This is a genomic window from Nocardia sputorum, from assembly GCF_027924405.1.
Taxonomy (GTDB): Bacteria; Actinomycetota; Actinomycetes; order Mycobacteriales; family Mycobacteriaceae; genus Nocardia; species Nocardia sputorum.
Genome location: NZ_AP026978.1, coordinates 240,151 through 260,740, shown reverse-complemented (window position 1 = coordinate 260,740; position 20,590 = coordinate 240,151). Strand labels below are relative to the sequence as shown.

Below are 20,590 nucleotides of genomic sequence, written 5' to 3'. Positions count from 1 at the left end.
GCTTCACCGCACGGCCGCGGTTATGGTCTACCCGATGCTCGATAAGGCTCGACGAGACGGGCTCGACCGAGTGCGCGGAGTGGCCGGCATCGGCATCATTCCGCGCGATTGGCGCGCGCGCTCGCCGCGACCCCGAAAGCGGCTGCTCGGGGGCGGCAGGCTCGATCCGCGCGTCCTGTGGGCACGCCGCAGGCAGTTGTGGGAGCGCAGACCGGATCCTCGCGACCTGTGGCGGCGCAAACCCACCGGCGAGCAGGTGCTCGCGCTGGCGCGCAAGCACAAGGTGCTGCTGGCCGGACTCGCCGCGACCGCGGTGTACGCCGCGGGCGACACGTCGTTCGCCGGGATGGTCACCGATCGCACTCCGGCGCCGGATCGCGCCCAGCTCGTCGCCGTCGCGTATCCACCGCAGATGCAGAACACCCCACCCTCGGTGACCAGGTTGCTGAACGCGATCGCCAACGGCGAGCGGCTGCGGGAGCAGGCGGTGGTCGCGGCCGCCGCGCGCGCGACGCTCGAACGCGCGAAGGCCGAAGCGGCCGCCGCCGTCGCCGGCGAGCGTCAGCCGTGGATGACCGGCACCGCGCCGGTGCAGCCCGGGGCGCTCGCGCCGGGCGGCAGGGGCTTCGCGCTGCCCACGCGCGGCATCTTCACCTCGGGCTTCGGGTCCCGCTGGGGCACCTTCCACAACGGCATCGATATCGCCGGCCCGATCGGCACCCCGATCTACGCGGTCGCCGATGGCACGGTCATCGATGCCGGACCGGCGCAGGGCTTCGGTCTCTGGGTGCGGATCCGCCACGACGACGGCAGCATCACCGTCTACGGGCACATGTACGACTTCTTCGTCTCGGTCGGCGAACGGGTGCCCGCGGGGATGCAGATCGCCCGCATGGGCAATCGCGGCGACTCCACCGGCCCGCACCTGCACTTCGAGGTGATCGTCGGCGGACAGCACGTGGACCCGCAGCAGTGGCTGGCGATGCGCGGACTCACGCTCGGCTGAGCGGCGACTCCGTGGCATCGTGACGAACCTGCTGTCCGTGTGGACCGGTGCGTATGGCCGCAGATGCCGAGGCGCGGGCTCAGACCTCGATGCGACCTTCGACGGCGGCCAGGCCGATGTCCGTGCGGTAATGGCTGCCCGGCAGTTTGATCGCGGCGATGCGCTCGTAGGCGCGGGTGCGGGCCTCGGCGAGATCGGCGCCGACGCCGACCACGTTCAGCACTCGTCCGCCCGCGGAGACCAGCGTCCCGTCCTCGCGCTGCGTGGTGCCCGCGTGCAGCACCGTCGCGTTTTCGCCGGACGCGCCCTCGCCCGCACCCGAGATCGCGTCGCCAAGGCGCGGGCGGCCCGGGTAGTTCTCGGCGGCGAGCACCACGGTGACCGCCGCGCCGTCGCGCCAGCGCGGCGGCTCCACCTGCGCCAGCGTGCCGGTCGCGGTGGCGTGCAGCAGCTCGCCGAGCGGGCTGTCCAGCAACGCCAGCACCGCCTGCGTCTCGGGATCGCCGAAGCGGCAGTTGAACTCGACCACGGCGGGGCCGGCCGCGCCGATCGCCAGCCCGGCGTACAGCAGGCCGGAGAAACCGCTGCCGCGCCGCACCAGTTCGGCGGCGACGGGCTGCACCACGTCCTCGATGATCGCGGTGACGGTCTCCTCGGGCAGCCAGGGCAGCGGCGTGTAGGCGCCCATGCCGCCGGTGTTCGGCCCGGTGTCGCCGTCACCGACGCGCTTGTGGTCCTGCGCGGGCAGCAGCGGAACCACCGTCTCGCCGTCGACCAGGCAGAACAGCGAGACTTCCGGGCCGTCCAGGAACGATTCCAGCAGCACCGGGTGGCCCTGCTCGAGCAGTTCGGCCCCGTGCTCGCGCGCGGCGGAACGGTCCGCGGTCACCACCACGCCCTTGCCCGCGGCGAGTCCGTCGTCCTTCACCACCCAGGTGGGACCGAAGCGGTCGAGCGCGTCGTCCAGTTCGGCCGGGTTGTCCACCACCTCGCTGTGCGCGGTGCGCACGCCCGCCGCGGCCATCACATCCTTGGCGAACGCCTTGGAGCCCTCGATCCGGGCGGCCGCGGCCGACGGCCCGAAGCACGGGATGCCCGCCACCCGCAGCGCGTCCGCGACGCCGAGCACCAGCGGGACCTCGGGGCCGATCACCACCAGGTCGGCGTCCACCTCGGTGGCCAGCGCGACCACGTCCTCGGCGGCGCACGGGTCGACCGGGCGGACCTGCGCGTGCTGGGCGATCCCGGCGTTGCCGGGGGCGGCGAAGAGCGCGGTCACCGCGGGGTCCCGGCGCAGCGCCAGGACGAGGGCATGTTCACGGGCTCCGGAACCGATGACGAGTACACGCACGGCAGACAGCCTAAACGAGCCGTCCGGCGGGATCGCGGCTGCCGGTGCGCGCGAAGGGGATGATGAATGGGGACAACCGATGTGGCGGCATTTCGCTCACCTGGGGCCTGACCACTCGTGCCGCCGGAGCACCCGAAGGAAGTGCGCAGATGGGTCTGATCGACGGACTGATGGGCAACGCCGGCCGGATCGATCCGGGGCAAGCGCAACAGGAGTACGCCAAGCTCCTCGGCAACGGCGAGCAGGTTTATGCCGCATACCTGCTGGTCCGCGACGCGATGCTGTTCACGAATCGCCGCCTGATCCTGATCGACAAGCAGGGCGTCACCGGCCGGAAGGTGAGCTACCACAGCGTTCCCTATCGCGCGATCACCCACTTCTCGGTGGAGACCGCGGGCACGTTCGATCTGGACGCCGAATTGGCCATCTGGATCGCGGGCACCGCGGAACCGCTGCTGAAGCGGTTCAACCGGCAGGTGGACATCTACGAGGTGCAAGGCATCCTGTCGCACTTCGTCGCGGTGTAGCGCGCGGGGCCGGCGCCGCGGCGCAGGGACCCGTCTACGCTGCGGGACATGGCTTCTGTCTTCAGCGCGATCATCGCCGGCCAGCTCCCGGGCCGCTTCGTCTGGGAGGACGACGAGTTCGTCGGCTTCCTCACCATCGCCCCGGTCACCCCTGGTCACACGCTCGTAGTGCCCCGCAAGGAGATCGACCACTGGCAGGACATCGACGCCGACACCTTCGCCCGGCTGACCGCCGTCGCCCAGAAGATCGGCCAGGCCGTGCGCGCGGCGTGGGACGCGCCGCGCGCCGGTCTGCTGATCGCGGGTTTGGAAGTGCCGCACCTGCACGTGCACGTGTTCCCGGCCTTCTCGCTGGGTGACTTCGACATCTCCGGAGCCGACCCGAACCCGAGCCCGGAGTCCCTGGACGAGGCCCAGGCCAAGATCAAGCAGGCGCTGCGCGACCTCGGCTACGGCGCCAACGTCCCCGACTGACCCGCCTCTCCGGGCATTCAGGCCGTACGAGTTGGGTGGCGCTGGATTTGCGTTCAGGTCCTGCGTTGGGTGCCACGCGTGTTCTGGGCGTAGCCGGTGAGTTACCCATGTTCGAGCGAGATCGGTTGTCGCCTCGATCGTGTGGGGTCCGGCCGCTTGCGGTCAGCTCGCCACGTCGTGCAGGGGTGTATCGACTCCGCCGACCGCTACCGTGGCCAGAGTCTGGCTCGGGGTCCAGTAGATCCTGCCGTGCTCGAAGTCCTGATACGTACCCGTGTCCCACGGGATCTCGTCGGTCGTCGGCCAGCCCAGCGGGCCGTTCTCGAAACCCGAGCGGTTCCAGCGGTCGCGGATCGCGCCGTGCACCCAGCACACGGTGTCGCTCGTCTGCCGCCGGTAGAGCGCGCCGCCTTGGAAACCTTGCACTTCACCCGCCGTCTGGCCGTCCGGGCCGGGCAAGACGGCGCGATCGGTGATCGGATAGCCGAGCGGACCGGCCTCCCAGCCCAATTCCTCGAACTTTCCCCACAGTGTCTCCGGGATGGCGTGCGCGCCGGTGTCCGGATGCCAGTAGATGTACCCGTGCTCGAACTGCGCGAAGCGACCCGCGCCGTCGGGCGTAGCGATCTCGCCCTCCGTGATCCGCTCACCCAGCCATGGATTCGCCGCCGCGCAGTCGTTGATCGCGTTCGGCTCCGGGTCGCCCGGCTCGCCGGTGGCGAAACCGCGCACGTCGTCGGCGAACACGTCCCAGGGGAAATTGGGTCCCACGTCGGTGTGCGTGCCGATGCCCAGACACTCGGTGACGTACTTGTGGTCGGAGATTCCCTGCCGCCGCTGGTAAGGCGGCGCGATGACATACGTGTCGAACCCGTATTTGCGCGCGTCCTGCACCGCGAGCCAGGCCGCGATCCTGATGTCGTCACGGATGCGCAGCCAGTCGTCCCGGCTCCACGCGACGCGGCTGCCCGCGAAGCAGAGGTTGATCGTGAACGAGTTCGCGTCCAGCACCGACCAGCTGGCCAGATCGGTGTCCACCACGTCGACCACCACGCGGTCGCGGACGGTGTAGTGATAGCTCACCCCGTTCGCCGGATTGTTGAGATAGTTGGCCAGGCTTTCGGCCGTTCCGTTGCCTTCCTGGGTGTGCAGCAAGAAATTCTCGATGCGCGCCCCGTGACGGCTGGACGCGGAGTCGCCCATACGGTCCAATTCGACGTATTCCGGCTTCTGCACGGCTCCCCCTGGATTCGACAGAGCCTTCGACCACTGGCCGTAGTCGTCGGCGAGGACTTTGTTGACATCGACGACGACGCCCGCCACTCGGTCGCGGTCGATGCGGATCTGATGGATGTGCGCGGCCGGATGGTCGCCGTTGATCGACGAATCGCCCGACCAGTTGTGTTGCCAGAACCAACTGGCGACGCCGTCCTCGAGCGCCCAGTCGATGCACCGGGCATTGCCGTACATACCGGTCCATTCCAACCCGACGACCGACGCCCAGCCCCGCAGAAACGGGGCGATGAGTGAATTCCACTCCGCCAGCGTCGGATTGGCGTCGACCGGGGCATACAGCGGACGGAAGCCGGGTCCGCCGGCCGCGATGTGGTAATCGAGCGCGATCCGCGCATGTCGCACGCCCGCGGCGTAACCACCTTTCCAGTCCGCCGTCTCTCCCTTGCCGTACTGGTAATTGGTCACTATCTCGAGCCCGATGGCGCGTAACCGGTCGCAATATTCCCGCCGCAGCGGCTTCGCACCGAAATTCGTGCCCGGACGGGAATCACTGAAGTAGCCGATGACGCCCGCGTACCCGGCGTCCTTGATCGCTTGCGGCTCGATGAGCGCCGCGGAGAAGTCGATCAACTCAGTCATCGCGCACCCCCTGGGTCGTACGAGCCCGCGCAACGTTCGGCAGTAACGCGTTGAATTCGTACATCTCAGTAACTTTCAGCAGATGGTGAACCCGACAGAGCTAGAGTCGCCCGAATGTGCGCGAAGTATGCCCACATGTCTAGTTTGTAGCTCATCCGGTGTTTGCGCGTGACCTGATCCGGCTCAGCACGAGACCTGTTTGCGCACACCAGACTACAAACGGACTCGTAGCCGAAAACATGCTCGTCAGTCGGTAATCAGATCTGCTGATCGTTCGCCGCCGACTGTCATACTGGTCGGCCGCTTCGCAGAGCCGTTCCCTCCGGACCGCATTGTCGAATACCCCTGTTGCCGCGCCGAATCCGGACCGGACGCATTCGCAGAACGTTCACCGTACACCGGCGACAACTGTTTCCGGTCCCAGTCGCGTCGCGCAGGCCGAACAATCGAAGTCGTGAGCGGTCCGCTCGGGCCACATCGGTTCCGCACCATGGGCGACCAGCACACCTATATTCCTGTCCAGTCCCCTGGAGCGACCGCGCACCAGCCGACCTCGATCCGGCGCAGTCTCGCCGCCGCCGTCCCTCGTGGCGGATCGAACCACCCGGCATTCTCGGGCTCGCCCCCGAGGCTCACGGCCTCCACCACTGAGCGATACATGCGCGGCGACCCGGTGGAGTTCCTGCCGGATCGAAACCGACCACCGCTCACCTACTACATAGGCCACGGCCGATCGATCAGCTGCACACTCGCAGCAACTCCATTGAGCCCTCGTCAGGGGTGCACCGACGACCGCTCGCTGACAACACCGACGGCCTCTACCACTGAGCAACACGCCCAGCTACCGGATGGAGCCCCCTGTCAGGATTGAACTGACGACCGCTCGCTTACAAGGCGAGTGCTCTACCACTGAGCTAAGGAGGCGGGAAAGCGGTTGTCATCATAGCCCGGTACGGCGTCCGCCTCACAACGGAATGCGCGTTCGACGCCGAACGCGACCGTACCGGCCCGACAACCGCTTTCGAGCGAAGCGAGATCGAGCTTGCGCCGTTCGCGACCGAACTCGCGGCCGAGTGGCCGCCGCGCGACCAGGTCGCGATCGGCGGTCACTCGGACGCGAGCCGTCAAGCGGCCGCGAACACGCCGCGCCGAGGGCGCGACGGTTCAGACAGAGCCCTGACGGGCCGCGTCGTCCGCGGCCATGGCGTCACGCAAGCTCTTCGGACGCATGTCGGTCCAGTTCTTCTCCACGTACTCGACACAGGCGGCGCGGCTGTCCTCGCCGAACACGACTCGCCATCCGGCTGGAACCTCTGCGAAGGCCGGCCACAAAGAGTGCTGTTCCTCGTCGTTGACCAGGACGAAGAAGCGGCCGTCTTCATCATCGAAGGGGTTGGTGCTCAATTTCACCTCACTGGATACTGGCGCTATGTACGGGATCGCTCCTGGTTCACCCGGCGCCTGGTTGCTGCCAACCCCTGGCGCCGAGAGACCCCGAGCGTTGTTTCGACACTAGCAAGCAAGACGTTACGCCTGGGTGGTTACCTACGCTGTCACCCCCGCCGACGCGCAATCAGCCCGCAAAGAAGTCCAGAAGAATCTTGTTGACCGCCTCCGGCCGTTCCAAATATCCGAAATGCCCGGCGTCCGGTATCTCCTGGTACCGCGCACCCGGAATGACCTCGGCGATCTCCCTGGACAGATACGGCGGAATCATCCGGTCGTCGGCGAATCCGATCGAAAGACACGGCACGCGGATCCCCCGGTAGGCCTGCACCCGGTCGAAATCGTGGTCCATCCTGCGCTGCGCTCGAATGCCGGGCGGGACCGGCCCGCCGGTGAACTCGAACAGGTCGAGCCAGTCGCGCGCGGCGTTCGGTTCGGCCATGGTGGCGGGTGACAGATTCATGACCGCGGTGATCGCCGCCTCGTATTTGGGCGGCAGTTTCACCCCCGCGGCGTCGAGCTCGTGCTCGCCCAGCGACAGCGTCTTCTGGAACTGGTCCAGCCGCCCGTGTCCGGCCATGAACACCGCCTTGCGCACGAGGTCCGGGCGGGCCAGCGCCAGTTCCTGGGCCACGCGCGCGCCCATCGAGGTGCCCACCACCAGCGCCGGGCCCTCGTCGAGGAACTCGATCAGGGCGGCGGTGTCGGCGACCAGCTCGTCGATGGTCATGCCGGAGGCCGCCTCGAAGGACGGGGCGATCCCGCGGTTGTCGAACGTGCACACCCGGTAACCGGCCGCGACCAGGGCCGGGACCTGGTGCAGCTCCCACACCCGGCCGGGACTGCCGGTACCCATGATCATGACCACGAGCGGCGCGGAGCCCTTGGCGCGGTCACCCTTCACCTGATAGTTGAGGGAAATCCCGTTCACCGTGGCCAGCGGCATGTCGACCCTTTCGTGGAGTTGGTGCTGCGTTCCCCACGGTATAGGGACCGGCGGGGAAGACGCACCGACCGGGGTGCCTCGGCGGCCTCGTACCGCGCTTCGGCCAACGCCCCGGCGAGTGCACCTCCCAGCGTCGCATACCATTGACTTTTCGCAGGGCAAGAGCGCACTGAGCCGGGAGGACTTGACGATGGCCGCGAAGGGCAGCGCGAACGACATTGCGGACGACGATCTGGAACCGCTCGCCGACGAAACCGCGCGTCAGGCGCAGCGGGTGGTCGCGGCCTACGCCGAGGACGCCGACGAATGCCGGATGTTGTTGTCCATGCTGGGTATTGGACCGAACGCTCGAGGCGAATAACCTCGTTCTCGACGCCAACGGCGACGTCGACTACACAACTCCAGCGGGATACAGCAACGCGCAAAGGATGCGTGAGTGGACCAGATGAATCCGTCCGACGACTCCGAGCACGCCAGAGACACCTCGACTGCTGACGCCGCGGCGGAGAACACCGGCTCCGGTGCGGGCTCCGGTTTCGTCGTCGTCGCCAACCGGCTCCCCGTCGACCTGGAACGACTGCCCGACGGCAGCACCCGATGGAAGCGCAGTCCGGGCGGTCTGGTGACCGCGCTGGAATCGGTCCTGCGGAACAACAAGGGGGCTTGGGTCGGCTGGGCGGGCGTCCCCAACGTCGACGTGGACCCGATCATCGAGGACGGTCTCGAACTGCATCCGGTCCCGTTGTCCGCGGACGAGGTGGCCGACTACTACGAAGGCTTCTCCAACGGGACGCTGTGGCCGCTGTATCACGACGTGATCGTGCGGCCGGTCTACGACCGCAAGTGGTGGAGCGCCTACGTCACCGTGAACCGGCGTTTCGCCGAGGCCACCGCCAAGGTCGCCGCCGAGGGCGCGACCGTGTGGGTACAGGACTACCAGCTGCAGCTGGTGCCCAAGATGCTGCGCATGCTGCGCCCGGACCTGACCATCGGGTTCTTCCTGCACATCCCGTTCCCGCCGGTCGAGCTGTTCATGCAGATGCCGTGGCGCACGGAGATCGTGGAGGGCCTGCTCGGCGCCGATCTCATCGGCTTCCACCTGCCCGGCGGCGCGCAGAACTTCCTCTATCTGGCCCGCAGGCTGGCCGGTCAGCCCACGTCACGCGGCTCGGTCGGGGTCCGTTCCAAGCTGGGCGTGGTCCAGGTCGGATTCCGCACGGTGCGCGTCGGCGCGTTCCCGATCTCGATCGCCTCCGCCGAACTGGACGAGCACTCCAGGCGCCGTTCGGTGCGCGAGCGCGCCGCCAAGATCCGGGCCGAGCTGGGCAACCCGAAGAACATCCTGCTCGGAGTGGACCGGCTGGACTACACCAAAGGCATCGACATCCGTCTCAACGCGCTCGAGGAGCTGCTGATCGAGGGCCGGATCGATCCCTCCGAGACGGTGATGATCCAGCTGGCCACCCCCAGTCGCGAGCGGGTGGAGAGCTACATCCAGATGCGCGGCGACATCGAACGCCAGGTCGGCCGGATCAACGGCGAGTTCGCCCGGGTCGGCTATCCGGTGGTGCACTACCTGCACCGCCCGATCCCGCGCGACGAGCTGGTGGCGTTCTTCGTGGCCGCCGACGTGATGCTGGTGACCCCGTTGCGCGACGGCATGAACCTCGTGGCCAAGGAGTACGTCGCGTGTCACAGCGGGCTCAACGGCGCCTTGGTGCTGAGCGAGTTCACCGGCGCGGCGGCCGAGCTGCGGCAGGCGTACCTGTGCAACCCGCACGACCTCGACGACGTGAAGGACGCCATCGTCGCGGCGCTGGAGGACGAGCGCGACGTCAAACGCAGGCGGATGCGTTCGCTGCGCAGGCAGGTGCTGGCCCACGACGTGGATCGCTGGGCGCGGGCCTTCCTCGACGCTTTGGCGCAGGACCAGGTCGCCGGCAGCGCGTTGCTGACCGACGACGACGTCTACCCCGAGGACCGCGAGCCACGCTGAAGCCGGCGTTCACAGGAACCACCCAGCTTGGGTCCAGGAAGTTCGCAGGCGGATAGCGGACCATGAAGCCATGAGTGGTGCGCCCGGGCAGCAGACGCCAGAGGCCAGGATCCTGGTGGTCGACGACGAGCCGATGATCGTCGAACTGCTCGCGGTGAGCCTGCGCTACCAGGGCTTCGAAGTGGACACCGCGGCCGACGGCGCGCAGGCGCTGGACAAGGCGCGCAGCTTCCGTCCGCAGGCGCTGATCGTGGACGTGATGATGCCCGGCATGGACGGGTTCGGCTTGCTGCGCCGACTGCGGGCGGACGGCGTCGACGCGCCCGTGTTGTTCCTGACCGCGCGCGACGACGTGCAGGACAAGGTCACCGGCCTCACCCTGGGCGCCGACGACTACGTCACCAAGCCGTTCAGCCTGGAAGAGGTGGTGGCCCGGCTGCGGGTCATCCTGCGCCGGGCGGGGCACGCCGCGCCGCAGCGGGAGAGTTCGCGCATCCGCTTCGAGGACATCGAGCTCGACGACGACACCCACGAGGTGTGGAAAGCGGGCGAGCCGGTCGCGCTGTCGCCGACGGAATTCACCCTGCTGCGCTACTTCATGGTCAACGCGGGCACCGTACTGAGCAAGCCGCGCATCCTCGATCACGTCTGGCGCTACGACTTCGGCGGCGAGGTCGGCGTCGTGGAGACCTACGTCTCCTACTTGCGCAAAAAGGTCGACACCGGCGATACCCGGCTGATCCACACTCTGCGCGGCGTCGGCTACGTGATGCGCGCGCCTCATCGCAAGAGCGGTACATGAGCCCGGGCCGGATCGCCACGGCGCGCGCGAAGGTCTCCGGCCTGCTTTCCGCCGTTCCACTGCGCGTGACGCTGATGGTCCTGCTGGTGCTCACGGCTGGGCTCGGGTTGCTCGTCTCCGGCATGGTCGTCACCTCGGCCCTGGACCAGCAGCTGACCGACCGCACCGACCAGCAGTTGCGCGACGGCGCGCGGGAATGGTCGAGACGCCCGCCGCCCCCTCCGGTGCTGCCGCCCGACCCGCGCCACGCCCCGAGCCAGTTCTACGTGCGCTCGATCCGCAACGATGGGCGCGTGTTCGTCATCTCGGCGTTCGCTGTCGACTCCGAGCCGGCTCTGCCCACGACCGCACCGTCCGGCCCGTACACCGTCGATTCCGTGAACGGCGGGCCGATCCGGTGGCGTGTGCTGACACTGCGCACACCGGACGGCACCACGACGGTGGCGCTGCCGCTCACCCAGAACACCGACACGGTGCACCGGCTGGTGATGCTCGAGCTGATCGTCGGGGCGGTCGTCCTGGCGGTCCTGGCGATGCTCGCCTACTTCGTGGTGCGGCGCAGCCTGCGGCCGCTGCGGCGGGTGGAGAGCACCGCCGCGGCCATCGCCCGCGGCGATCTGCACCGGCGGGTCCCGGTGCGCAACACCAACACCGAGGTCGACCGGCTGTCCAGGTCGCTGAACGGGATGCTGGCGCAGATCCAGCGCGCGTTCACCGCCACCGCCGCGTCCGAGGAGGCGGCGCGCCGGTCGGAGGAGCGCATGCGCCGGTTCATCGCCGACGCCAGCCACGAGCTGCGCACACCGCTGACCACCATCCGCGGCTTCGCCGAACTGTATCGCCAAGGCGCCACCGGCGATCCCGCCGCGTTCATGGACCGCATCGAGCGGGAATCGCAGCGGATGGGCGTGCTCGTGGAGGACCTGTTGATGCTCGCGCGGCTGGATGCGCAGCGTCCGCTGGAGCTCGGCCCGGTGGATCTGCTCGCCGTGGCCAGCGACGGAGTGCACAACGCACGGGCTGTGGTCGCCGCGGGGCGATCCGACGGGCCCGTCCGCACCATCGAACTGAAGATCGAACCCGGCGAGGGGACGCTCGAGGTGATCGGCGACGAAGCGAGGCTGCGCCAGGTCCTGGGCAATCTGCTGAACAACGCCCTCACGCACACCGCGCCCGACGCACAGGTGACGGTGCTCTTGCGGCCCCGCCCCGACGACGTGCTGCTCGAGGTGGCCGACACCGGCCCCGGTCTGCCGCCGGAGGATGCCGAACGAGTCTTCGAGCGCTTCTATCGCACCGACAGCTCCCGCGCCCGCAGCAGCGGCGGCACCGGGCTCGGCTTGTCCATCGTGCAGGCGCTGGTGACCGCGCACGGCGGCGAAGTCGGTGTGCGCAGTTCGCCCGGCACCGGAACGACGTTCACCGTGCGGCTACCGCGCAGGCAGCCTGCGGAGGCGTCCTAGCGGATCCCGGTCGACGGTCAGACCGGGGTCACCGCAGAGACCAGCCAGTGCGAATCCGATTTCGTCAGCGTGACCCGCACGCGGCTGCCCGTGGTGGTGCCCTGCGGGGTGTCCTTGCTCGTCATCACCTGGTTGAGAAACAGCAGGACCTGCGCGTGCGAGCGGTCGGCGGAGATGACACCGGCCGCCTGCGTGGTCGCGGTGACGGTGAGCTGCTTCTCCTTGGCGCCGGGCGCGATCTGCTTCTCGATCAGCGTCAGGTAGTCCGTGCGGAAATCACCGGTGAGGTTGTCGGCGGACTTGGGCAGTTCGGTGTCCACCGTCTGCGGGTTGTAGGTGAACATGGCCTCGACGGTGCGTCCCGCCGTCGCGACCGCGTCCTTGCGGGACTGCTCGGCCTGCCGGTCGTCCCAGTAGCGGTAGCCGTTGACGCCGCCGACGATCGCGGCCGCGGCGACCACGACACCGAGCACCGCGAGCAGGATCCTGGCTCGAATTCCGTTCATGCTGGTCATGCCACGAACTCCACGTCCGACACGGTCAGCCCGGAATCGCCGCGCGCGACGGTGACCCGGAACCGGTAGTACCTGGTCTGCGGCTCGGCCTGGCCCGCATTGGTCAGCGTCTGTTTGGCGGCGACCAGCACCCGCCCGGAGCGATCGTCGTCGCTCTCCAGCGCGGCCTCCACGATCTCGCCGCTGGAAACCACTTTCGCCTGCTGCACGATGCTGGTGAACGGGTCGACCCGGCCGTCGAACTCCGTCTTGAACTCTCCGGAGGCCAGCGAGAGGATCCGGTCGATGTCCTGCTTGGCCGAATCGGCGCGAATGGTGGTCAGGTTGACGATCGCCTGCCTCGCGGTCTCCACGTATTCGGCGCGACGCTCGTCGCGTTGGTGCGCGGAGCGCATCGCGAGAGCCGAGAGGGTCGCGCCGCAGACGAGCGCTACGACCAGCAGCGCGGCGGCGGCCATCGCGAGAATGCGGGGAAGGCCGCGACCCTGACCCGGGGCGGGCTTCTGCTCGGCGGACGGCGCTTCGGAGACCTGCTCGGCCTGGGTTTTCGTCAAGGCGACCGCCGCCTTGCCCGCGTCGGCGGTCGAGTCGCTCCGGGCCGGTGCCGATGCGCCCGGGGTGCCCGACTCGGTGGCTTCGGAACTCGATCCGTTGTTCGGGCCAGCGGTTTCGGTCGCAGCGGAGACCTCGGCGGCGGTCTTCGCGCCAGCGGCTGTCGTGGTCTTCGCACCAGCGACTGTCGTGGCCTTCACACCAGCGGCTGACGCGGTCTGCGCATCAGTGGCGGTCGCGGTCTGCGCGCCGCCGGTCTCGATTCCCTCGACCGGCGGCCCGGCCGAGCGCACCGCACGCCGTCGCGTGCGGTGGCCTTCTCCGTTGCTCTCACTCATCGTTGCTGCTCCTCGAGCATCGCCTGCCAGCTCGACGGTACCGTGCCCGAACCGCTCGGTCCGATATCGCCCTGTCGGTATGTCCGACCGTCGGGGCCGATGTAGACGCCGCTGCCCGGGTCGTAGGCTCGGGCCGCGGCTGGCGTGCCGCCCCCGTAACTCGCCGGCGCGACGACGGGCGGCTCATCGGCGGGCGCCGCCGCGGGCGCCACCGGCTGCGGCGGCCCGAACGGCGGGTTATTTCCCAATGGAACGTACCCGGTCCGGCACATTTCCGGCGTCGGGGCGCGCACGCCGGGCACCTCCGCGCACGGTGTGTTGCGAATGCCCCGCACCGCCTCGGGAGCGTCCTGCGGCACCTTGCAGTACAGGCCCGAGGGCGTGTCCGGGGTGTCGAGCAAACTCGGCGAGCGGCGCTGGTCCGGCGGGAGGAAGCCGGTCGTGCAGGCGGGCGGGTCGTTGACCAACGCCATGAAGTCGACCAGGGCTCCGTATTCGAGCGGGCCCCGTACCGCGGTGAGCAAGGCGGCGACCAGCGGCGGATACACCACGAGGATCTGTTCCAGTCCGGCGTGATACGTGACCGCGACCTGGCCGACGCTGACCAGGTTCGACAGTAGCAGCGGCAGCGTGGGACGCAGATCGTCGAACAGGTTGGTCACCCGCTGCATCGCGGACGGACCCTCGCGCAGGATGCCGCGCAGCGCGGGGTCGTGGCCACGCAACTGGTCGGTGACCGTCGCCAGGTCGGCGGTCCAAGAGCGGATCGCGGCGTCCGAGCGGGTCTGGGTGTCCAGCAGCGGCCCGATCTGGTCGAGCAGTTGCTTCGTCGGTTCCGCGTTCGCCTGCGCTTCCTGGACCAGCAGCGACGCGGAGTCGATGAACCGCTGCAAGTCGGGTCCCGCGCCGTTGAACGCGACGAACGCCTCGTCGATCACCTGTTTCAGCCGGGTGTCCGCGACGCTCGACAGCAGCCGGTCGGCCTGGTCGAGCAGCGCGCCGACGTCTTGCGGCAGCTTGGTGCGCTCCACCGGGATCACGCTGCCGTCGCGCAGGTTTCCGCCCGTGCGGTTCTGCGCGGGCACGAGGTCCACGTATTGCTCGCCGACCGCGGAGACGCTGCGCACCCACGCGTCGACGTCGGAGGGGATCTTGTAGTCGCTGGCGATGGACAGCTTCGCGTCCACGCCGACCGGCGTCAGCCGGACCTCCTTCACCACGCCGACGTTCGTGCCGCGATAGGCGACGTTGGCCGTCGGATACAGCCCACCGGTCGCGGCGAGCTGCACGGTGACCTCGTAGCGCCCGATGCCGAACATCGCGGGCAGCTTGACGTATGTGCCGCCCATGACCACCAGGCCGATCACCGTCAGGACGGAGAAGATGATCAGCTGGGTACGGACGAACCGGGTGAGCTTCACTGTCCCGGACCCCCTTCCGGCGCGGTGTTGCCCGGCATGGGCACGGTCAACCCGGGAATGGCGGGAATGCCCGGGATCGGCGGCAGTCCGGGGATGGTCGGGGCGGGCTGGCTCGCCGCGGGCGGCGGCGCCTGCAACGGCCCGGTGGCCGGGTCGCCGTTCTGCGCGGCCGTGCCGGGCGCGAAACTGCCGAGCGCGCCTTCCACGCCGCCGAACCGTCCGCCCAGCGGCGTTCCGGTGAGGAAGTTCGAATCCAGCCGCTTGCCCGTGATGTCCACGGTCATGAACAGATTGAGGTAGTCGCCCTTGATCGCGTGATCCAGGTTCTTCATCGGGAACGGGAAGGTGGCCAGGATCTTCAGCGCTTCGGTCAGGTCGCTGCCGGTGTCCGACAGCGACTTCAGCACCGGCACGAGGCTGCGCAGGTTGGCCTTCAGGTCCTCGCCGCTGGCGTCGACGATGCGCCGCACGACGTCGCTCAGCTCGCCCAGCGCGGTGATCGCCCGGGTGATGTTCGCGCGGCGGTCGGCGAGCACGGTCAACGCCGGATGGATCTGCTCGATGGCCGCGGCCACCACGTCGCGCTGCTCGGCGAGTTGCCCGCCGAGCCGGTCCAGCCCGCTCATGGCGGCGATGATGTCGCCGGTCTGGCGGTCCAGGTTCGTGGTCAGCTCGTTCAGCTGCGGCAGCAGGTCCCGGATGGCCTCCTCCCGCCCGGTGAGGGCGGAGTTGAGTTCGTGGGTGATGGTCTCCAGCTGCGCGACGCCACCGCCGTTGAGCACCACCGACAGCGAGGACAGCACCTGCTCGGTGGTCGGGAAGGTCCCGGCCCGCCCCAGCGGAATGACGTCGCCCGCCTGCAACTGCCCCTGGGGGGCTTGATCCGTCGGCTCGGCGAGTTCGAGATGGTTGGACCCGAGCAGACTGGTCTGCCCGATCTTGGCGACGGCGTTCGCGGGCAGGTGCACATCCGGGTTCAGCCGGACGGTGACCAGCGCGTGCCAGTCCTCCACCTCGATCCCGGCGACCGTGCCGACCGTGACGTCGTGCACCCGCACCGGCGAATTCCGGGTCAGCGTGGTCACATTGGGCATCTGGATGCGGACTTCGTAGGAGCCCGGCCCGGTGCCCTCGGTCCCTGGCATCGGCAGCGAGTTCAATCCGTCCCACTGACAGCCGGAGACGCCGAGCGCCACCGCCAGCCCCGCCGCGACCGCGGCGGTCCGGCGCATCCGCCGCGTCGGCATCATCGCCCACCTCCTGTCAGGCCCGGAATCGCCAGACCGGCGAGACCCTGCGGCACGCTCACCGGAGCGGGCTGCGGCTGCTGCGGAGTCTGGTTCGCCACCCGCCCGGCCAGGCTGGGATCGGTGTACACCAGCTGGTCGGGGAACGCGGTCACACCGCTGGCCGGGTTCGTCATGATCGGCACGTAGTTCATGCTCAGGCTGTTGATCACGGGCGCCAGGTACTGCGCGCACAGGTCGGCGCTGCGGTCGGCGTCGTTGGTCTCCAGCGCCCGGACCGAACCGCACAGGAAGCCGAGCGGATCGGCCGGGTTGTTCAGCGCGATCGCGCCGGTCAGGGTGCCTTGGGCCGGTTTGTAGATCTGGTAGAAGTTGACCAGCGCGGTGGGGCCTGAGTGCAGGACGCGTTCCAGTTCCGGCCGCTTGTCGACCAGCACCTGGGTGGCGTCGGCCAGCCGCTGCACGCCCTCGGTGAGTTCGGCGCCGCTGCCGTCGATGAACCGGCGCACGTCGACGATCGCCGCGTCCAGGTTGTCCAGTCCCGCACCGAGGTCCGAGGAGACCCCCGCCAGCACCGAGGACACCGACGCCAGCCGTCCGCCGAACTGCACGATCTGCTCGTTGCTCGCCGACAGCACCTCGACGAACTTCTGCAGGTTGCGCACGGTGCCGAAGAGGTCGGTGCGACCGTCCGACAGCGTGCTCAAAGTCGCCGACAGCTCCCGCAATGTGTCGCGGAACCGCTGCCCGTTGCCGTCGAGGTTGTCGGCGGCGGTGTCGACGAAGCGGCCGAACGAGCCCTGCTTGTCGTCGCCGACCGGGCCGAGCGCGGTGGCCAGCTTGGACAGCTCGGCCTTGATGTCGTCCCACTCGACCGGCACCGCGGTGTGCTCGATCGGGATCACGCTGTCGTCGCCCAGCTTCGGTCCGCCGGTGTAGGCGGGCGCGAGCTGGATGAAACGCGCCGACACCAGCGATGGCGAGATGATCACCGCCTTCGGGTCGGCGGGGACGTCGACTCCGCGATTCAGGGTCATCGTCACCTTCACCCGGTCGGCGCCGGGCTCGATGGCGTCGATTCGGCCGACCTTGACGCCGAGTACCCGTACGTCGTCGCCCGCGTACAGGCCCGACGTGGACGGGAAGTAGGCGGTGACCTTCGTGGTGCCGATGCGGGCGATGCCGTTCCACGCGACCGCGACCACGAGCGCCGCGACGACCACTCCGGCCAGCACCAGCGCCCAGCGGGGCAGTTTTCGTACGACGTTCAGCATGCACATCCCTCCGGACGCGGCTCCCCCGCCGTCGGAGCCGATCCGTCGACGGCTCGGGACGGGTGCGGGATGGACGGGTGATGCCCACTCATCGCGGCGGCTCCTGTATCGCGGGTTCGATCGAGGGGGGCGGCGTGAGGTAGCTCTGCAGATCGTTCGGCAGGTGCTGCGGCCACACCAGCGCGTCCACCAGCGGCTGCAGCGTCTTGCTCGCGGCGTTGATCACGTACGCCTGGAAGTAGGGGCCGCTGCCGACCTGTTCGCCCAGGGCGGCGGCGAACGGGCCGAGCCCGTCCAGCGCGTCGGCGAGGTTCTGCTTGTTGCGCTGCAACAGCGCAAGCACCGAATTGAGCTTGTCCAGCGCGGGTTTGAGCTGCGCCTCGTTGTCGGCGACCAAACCGGACAACTGCTGAGCGAGTCCGTTGACGTAGACGATCAGCTGCCCGAGCGCGGTGCGCCGCCGGTCCAGCTCTCCGAGCAGTTCGTTGCCGTCCAGCAGCAGCGCGTTGATCTGGTTGCCGCGGTCGGCGAGGATCTTCGTCACGCTCTGCGCCCGCTTCAGCAGATCCGTCAGGGCCTGGTCGCGCGCGTTGATGCTGCGCGACAGCGCGGTGACGCCGTCGAGCGCCGAGCGCAACGGCGCGGGCGTGTCGGCGAAGGTGGCCGAGAGCGCGTCCAGGGTCTGGTCGACGCGGTCCAGGTCCAGGTCGTGCACCGTGCCCGCCAGTTCGCTCAGCGCCTCGTTCAGCGAATACGGTGAGGTGGTGCGGTCGAGCGGGATGGTGTCGTCGGTGCGCAGCGCGCCGGAGCCGGACGGCGTCACCTCCAGGGATTTGCGCCCGAGCACCGTGTTGGTCTTGATGGCCGCGGACGTTCTCTCGCCCAGCACGATCGACTCCGCGAGGGTGAAGCGCACGAGCACCTTCGCGCCGTCCAGGCTGACGTTCTCCACGCGCCCGGACCGCACGCCCGCGACCTGGACCGGGTCGCCGGGGAGCAGCCCGCCCGCGTCGGCGAAGTAGGCGGTGAATGTGGCGCCGGAACGGATGAACGGCAACCGGTCGAATTGCAGGGCGGACAGCGCCACCGCCACGGCGAGCACGAGGCCGACGATGCCGATGGTGATGGCGGGTGATCGCTGCTCGTTCATCGGTTGTCCGCACACCTTCCGGTCGTCTGCGCCCCGGGCATGTTGATCTTCATCGTCTGGCCGTTCGGGCCGTCCACCAGGAAATTCGTCGAGCAGACGTAGAGCTGGAGGAAGGAGCCGTATGAGCCGATGCGGATCAGCTGGCGATAGGTCGACGGCAGCCGCTCCAGCACCCACTGCACCGTGTCGGACCCGGCGTCGAGATTGGTTGCCAGGCGTCCGGTCTGCTCGATGGTTCCCTGCAGGTCGGGGCGGGCCTGGGCGAGCAGGTCGGTCAGGTCGCCGGTGGCCCCGGCGATGCGCGGGAGCGCGTCGCCGATCTGGTCCTTGTCGGCGGCCAACCCGCTGATCAGGCGCTGGAGTTCGGCGATGGTGGTGGCGAACTGGTCGCCGCGCTGGTCGATCGTCTGCAACACCGTATTCAGGTTGTTGATGACGCTGCCGATCAGCGCGTCTCGGTCGGCGAGCGTCTTGGCGAACGAACCGCCGCTGTTGAGCAGGGACACCAGCGTGCCGCCCTGGCCCTGGAAGATCTGCAGCAGCGCGTTGGTCAGGTCGTTCACCTGTCCCGGATCCAAGCCGCGCAGCAACGGCCGGAACCCGCCGAGCAGCATGTCCAGATCCAGCGCGGGCGCGGTCTGCTCCTTGACGATGGTGCCGCCCGGCTGCAAGACCCGGTTCGAGCCCGGCCCCTCGGACAGCTCGAGATACCGGTCGCCGACCAGGTTCTCGTATTTGATCGCCGCCCGGGTGCTGGTGAGCAGCCGGTACTTGCGGTCGACGTCGAACTCGACGTGCGCCAGATAGTCCTTGCCGACCTGTACCGAGGTGACCGAGCCGACCGGCACGCCCGCGATGCGCACCTTCGCACCGGGCAGCATGCCCGAGGAGCTGGTGAACACGGCGTGATAGCCGTTCTCCCGCGCGAAGCGCATCTGGCTGAACACGACCGCCAAGCCGGCGAAGATCAGCGTCATCACCAGCGTGAAGATGGCCAGTTTGACGGTGGTCGCGGTGTTCCTCACGGGCGCGGCACCCCCGGTAGTCCGGCGAACAGGATCTGGAAGATCTTCGGCGGGTTCACACTCAGCGTCGTCGACGGCGTGTACACGTGACCTTCCGAAGTGTCGGTGACGACATAGTTCGAGTGGCTGCCCGGCACCCGGTCCAGGATGCCCGCGCACTGCGGACCGCCGGTCGCGTTGACCTTGGGCAGATCCTCCGGGTAGGTGTACGGCTTCGCGCCGTACATGAAGCCGGTGTTCAGCGCGACGCCTTCCTGCAGGCCGCCGAAGACCGCCTCGCCCATCGGCAGCGCTTTGCCGAGGCCGCCGATCAGGCAGTACAGCGCGGGCGCGTATTCGTCGAGCAGGCCGGTGGTCGGGCGCAGCAGGTCCAGCGCGGTGCCGAGCTGGTTCTCGTTGTCGCGCAACACCGATCCGGTGGTGTCGGCCAGGCCGGTGAGATTCACCAGGACGTTGTCCAGGCTGTCCTGCTCCTGGGCCAGGGTCCGGCTGGTGACCGTGAAGTTGTCCACTGTGCGCAGCAGGTCGTTCACCGTATCCGCGTACAGCTCGGTGACCTGGCCGGTTTTCGCCAGGTCCTGTTGCAGCGCCGGCAGATACGGGTTGATGTCGCGCAGGTAGGCGTCGCTCTGCTCGAGCAGTGCGCCCAGCTTCTCCCCGCGACCCTGCAACGCGGTGCCCAGCGCGGACAGCGTCGCGTTCAGCTTCTCCGGCTCGATCTTGGCCAGCACGTCGGACAGGTGCTGGAACAGCGTGTTGAACTCGACGGTCACCCGTTGCGCGGTGACGACCGCGCCCGGTTGCAGCGACGTGGTCGAGGGCTGCTGCGGAACGATGAAGTTGACGTACTTCGCGCCGAACACCGTGGTGGACCTGATGTCGACGTCCGCGTTGGACGGCACCAGCTTCAACAGCTCCGGATCGAGTGCCAGCTTCAGCCGGGCGCCCTCGTCGGTGTTGTCGACGGAGTCCACCCGGCCGATCTCCACCCCGCGAACCTTCACCTTGGCGTCCGGGTCCAGCACCAGGCCGCTGCGCGGCGCGTCCACCGTCACGGTGGCCGTAGGCGTGAACCCGCCGACGAACATGATCAGTGCGACCGCCACGACGGCGACCAGCGCGAGCACCATCGCGGCCCCGGCCAGTTTCAGGCCGAGCCCGCCGCGCAGCGCCTGCATGAGG

The 20,590-nt window shown here is 68.8% G+C and carries 20 protein-coding genes and 1 tRNA gene; 7 read left to right on the top strand and 14 right to left on the bottom strand.

Annotated elements, in window-relative coordinates; all coding sequences use genetic code 11:
- Positions 1-34: 34 nt before the first annotated feature.
- Entirely contained in the window at positions 35-1,006 is a 972-nt protein-coding gene (locus QMG86_RS01310) for a M23 family metallopeptidase (RefSeq protein WP_281877176.1), read from the top strand.
- A 79-nt stretch (positions 1,007-1,085) separates the two neighbouring features.
- Here QMG86_RS01310 and purD read toward each other — a convergent pair whose 3' ends face one another.
- Positions 1,086-2,357, bottom strand: a complete 1,272-nt coding sequence (gene purD / locus QMG86_RS01305) for a phosphoribosylamine--glycine ligase (protein WP_281877174.1) — start codon at positions 2,355-2,357, stop codon at positions 1,086-1,088.
- Between the two features lie 149 nt (positions 2,358-2,506).
- Here purD and QMG86_RS01300 point away from each other — a divergent pair, with 149 nt between their 5' ends.
- Both QMG86_RS01300 and QMG86_RS01295 read left to right on the top strand, forming a co-directional pair.
- Positions 2,507-2,884 carry a PH domain-containing protein gene (locus QMG86_RS01300; protein WP_043718981.1) on the top strand — a complete coding sequence of 126 codons (378 nt, stop codon included), beginning with the start codon at positions 2,507-2,509 and terminating at the stop codon, positions 2,882-2,884.
- A 48-nt stretch (positions 2,885-2,932) separates the two neighbouring features.
- Positions 2,933-3,358, top strand: a complete 426-nt coding sequence (locus QMG86_RS01295; RefSeq protein WP_281877171.1) for an HIT family protein — start codon at positions 2,933-2,935, stop codon at positions 3,356-3,358.
- A 162-nt stretch (positions 3,359-3,520) separates the two neighbouring features.
- Here QMG86_RS01295 and QMG86_RS01290 read toward each other — a convergent pair whose 3' ends face one another.
- The 5 genes from QMG86_RS01290 to QMG86_RS01270 form a co-directional block, all read right to left on the bottom strand.
- Entirely contained in the window at positions 3,521-5,233 is a 1,713-nt protein-coding gene (locus QMG86_RS01290; protein WP_281877170.1) for a glycoside hydrolase domain-containing protein, read from the bottom strand.
- Between the two features lie 849 nt (positions 5,234-6,082).
- Positions 6,083-6,157: transfer RNA gene (locus tag QMG86_RS01285), tRNA-Thr, on the bottom strand.
- The gene (locus QMG86_RS01280) at positions 6,137-6,343 is read right to left on the bottom strand and encodes a hypothetical protein (protein ID WP_281877168.1); all 207 of its coding nucleotides are present in this window, start codon (positions 6,341-6,343) and stop codon (positions 6,137-6,139) included. Before QMG86_RS01280 ends, QMG86_RS01285 begins: the two co-directional genes overlap by 21 nt.
- Positions 6,344-6,397: 54 nt before the next feature.
- Positions 6,398-6,637 carry an MbtH family protein gene (locus QMG86_RS01275; RefSeq protein WP_067795192.1) on the bottom strand — a complete coding sequence of 80 codons (240 nt, stop codon included), beginning with the start codon at positions 6,635-6,637 and terminating at the stop codon, positions 6,398-6,400.
- 169 nt (positions 6,638-6,806) lie between these two features.
- Entirely contained in the window at positions 6,807-7,625 is an 819-nt protein-coding gene (locus tag QMG86_RS01270; RefSeq protein WP_159842162.1) for an alpha/beta fold hydrolase, read from the bottom strand.
- 190 nt (positions 7,626-7,815) lie between these two features.
- On the opposite strand from QMG86_RS01270, the gene QMG86_RS01265 reads away from it, so the two are divergent.
- The 4 genes from QMG86_RS01265 to QMG86_RS01250 all read left to right on the top strand — a co-directional run bounded on the left by QMG86_RS01265 (position 7,816) and on the right by QMG86_RS01250 (position 11,886).
- Entirely contained in the window at positions 7,816-7,986 is a 171-nt protein-coding gene (locus QMG86_RS01265; protein WP_169334155.1) for a hypothetical protein, read from the top strand.
- Between the two features lie 84 nt (positions 7,987-8,070).
- The gene (locus QMG86_RS01260) at positions 8,071-9,621 is read left to right on the top strand and encodes an alpha,alpha-trehalose-phosphate synthase (UDP-forming) (protein WP_281880719.1); all 1,551 of its coding nucleotides are present in this window, start codon (positions 8,071-8,073) and stop codon (positions 9,619-9,621) included.
- 70 nt (positions 9,622-9,691) lie between these two features.
- Entirely contained in the window at positions 9,692-10,423 is a 732-nt protein-coding gene (locus QMG86_RS01255) for a response regulator transcription factor (RefSeq protein ID WP_281877166.1), read from the top strand.
- Positions 10,420-11,886, top strand: a complete 1,467-nt coding sequence (locus tag QMG86_RS01250; protein WP_281877164.1) for a sensor histidine kinase — start codon at positions 10,420-10,422, stop codon at positions 11,884-11,886. Before QMG86_RS01255 ends, QMG86_RS01250 begins: the two co-directional genes overlap by 4 nt.
- A gap of 17 nt (positions 11,887-11,903) precedes the next feature.
- Here the strand turns inward: QMG86_RS01250 and QMG86_RS01245 are convergent, their stop codons facing one another.
- The 8 genes from QMG86_RS01245 to QMG86_RS01210 form a co-directional block, all read right to left on the bottom strand.
- On the bottom strand, positions 11,904-12,401 hold the full coding sequence (locus QMG86_RS01245) for a h domain protein (RefSeq protein WP_281877163.1): 498 nt from the start codon (positions 12,399-12,401) through the stop codon (positions 11,904-11,906).
- Positions 12,398-13,291 (bottom strand): Rv1363c family protein, encoded by an 894-nt coding sequence (locus tag QMG86_RS01240; RefSeq protein ID WP_281877162.1) that lies wholly within the window; start codon positions 13,289-13,291, stop codon positions 12,398-12,400. Before QMG86_RS01240 ends, QMG86_RS01245 begins: the two co-directional genes overlap by 4 nt.
- Positions 13,288-14,712 (bottom strand): MCE family protein, encoded by a 1,425-nt coding sequence (locus tag QMG86_RS01235; protein WP_281877161.1) that lies wholly within the window; start codon positions 14,710-14,712, stop codon positions 13,288-13,290. Before QMG86_RS01235 ends, QMG86_RS01240 begins: the two co-directional genes overlap by 4 nt.
- On the bottom strand, positions 14,709-15,962 hold the full coding sequence (locus QMG86_RS01230; RefSeq protein WP_228829719.1) for an MCE family protein: 1,254 nt from the start codon (positions 15,960-15,962) through the stop codon (positions 14,709-14,711). Before QMG86_RS01230 ends, QMG86_RS01235 begins: the two co-directional genes overlap by 4 nt.
- Positions 15,959-17,239, bottom strand: coding sequence for an MCE family protein (locus QMG86_RS01225; protein WP_281877159.1), 1,281 nt, complete (start codon positions 17,237-17,239; stop codon positions 15,959-15,961). Before QMG86_RS01225 ends, QMG86_RS01230 begins: the two co-directional genes overlap by 4 nt.
- Before the next feature lie 82 nt (positions 17,240-17,321).
- Positions 17,322-18,383: an MCE family protein gene (locus QMG86_RS01220; protein WP_281877157.1), complete on the bottom strand. Its 1,062-nt coding sequence runs from the start codon at positions 18,381-18,383 to the stop codon at positions 17,322-17,324.
- A complete protein-coding gene (locus QMG86_RS01215; RefSeq protein WP_281877155.1) occupies positions 18,380-19,408 on the bottom strand; it encodes an MCE family protein in 1,029 nt (342 codons plus the stop codon). Before QMG86_RS01215 ends, QMG86_RS01220 begins: the two co-directional genes overlap by 4 nt.
- Entirely contained in the window at positions 19,405-20,586 is a 1,182-nt protein-coding gene (locus QMG86_RS01210; RefSeq protein WP_281880718.1) for an MCE family protein, read from the bottom strand. Before QMG86_RS01210 ends, QMG86_RS01215 begins: the two co-directional genes overlap by 4 nt.
- Between the last annotated feature and the right edge of the window lie 4 nt (positions 20,587-20,590).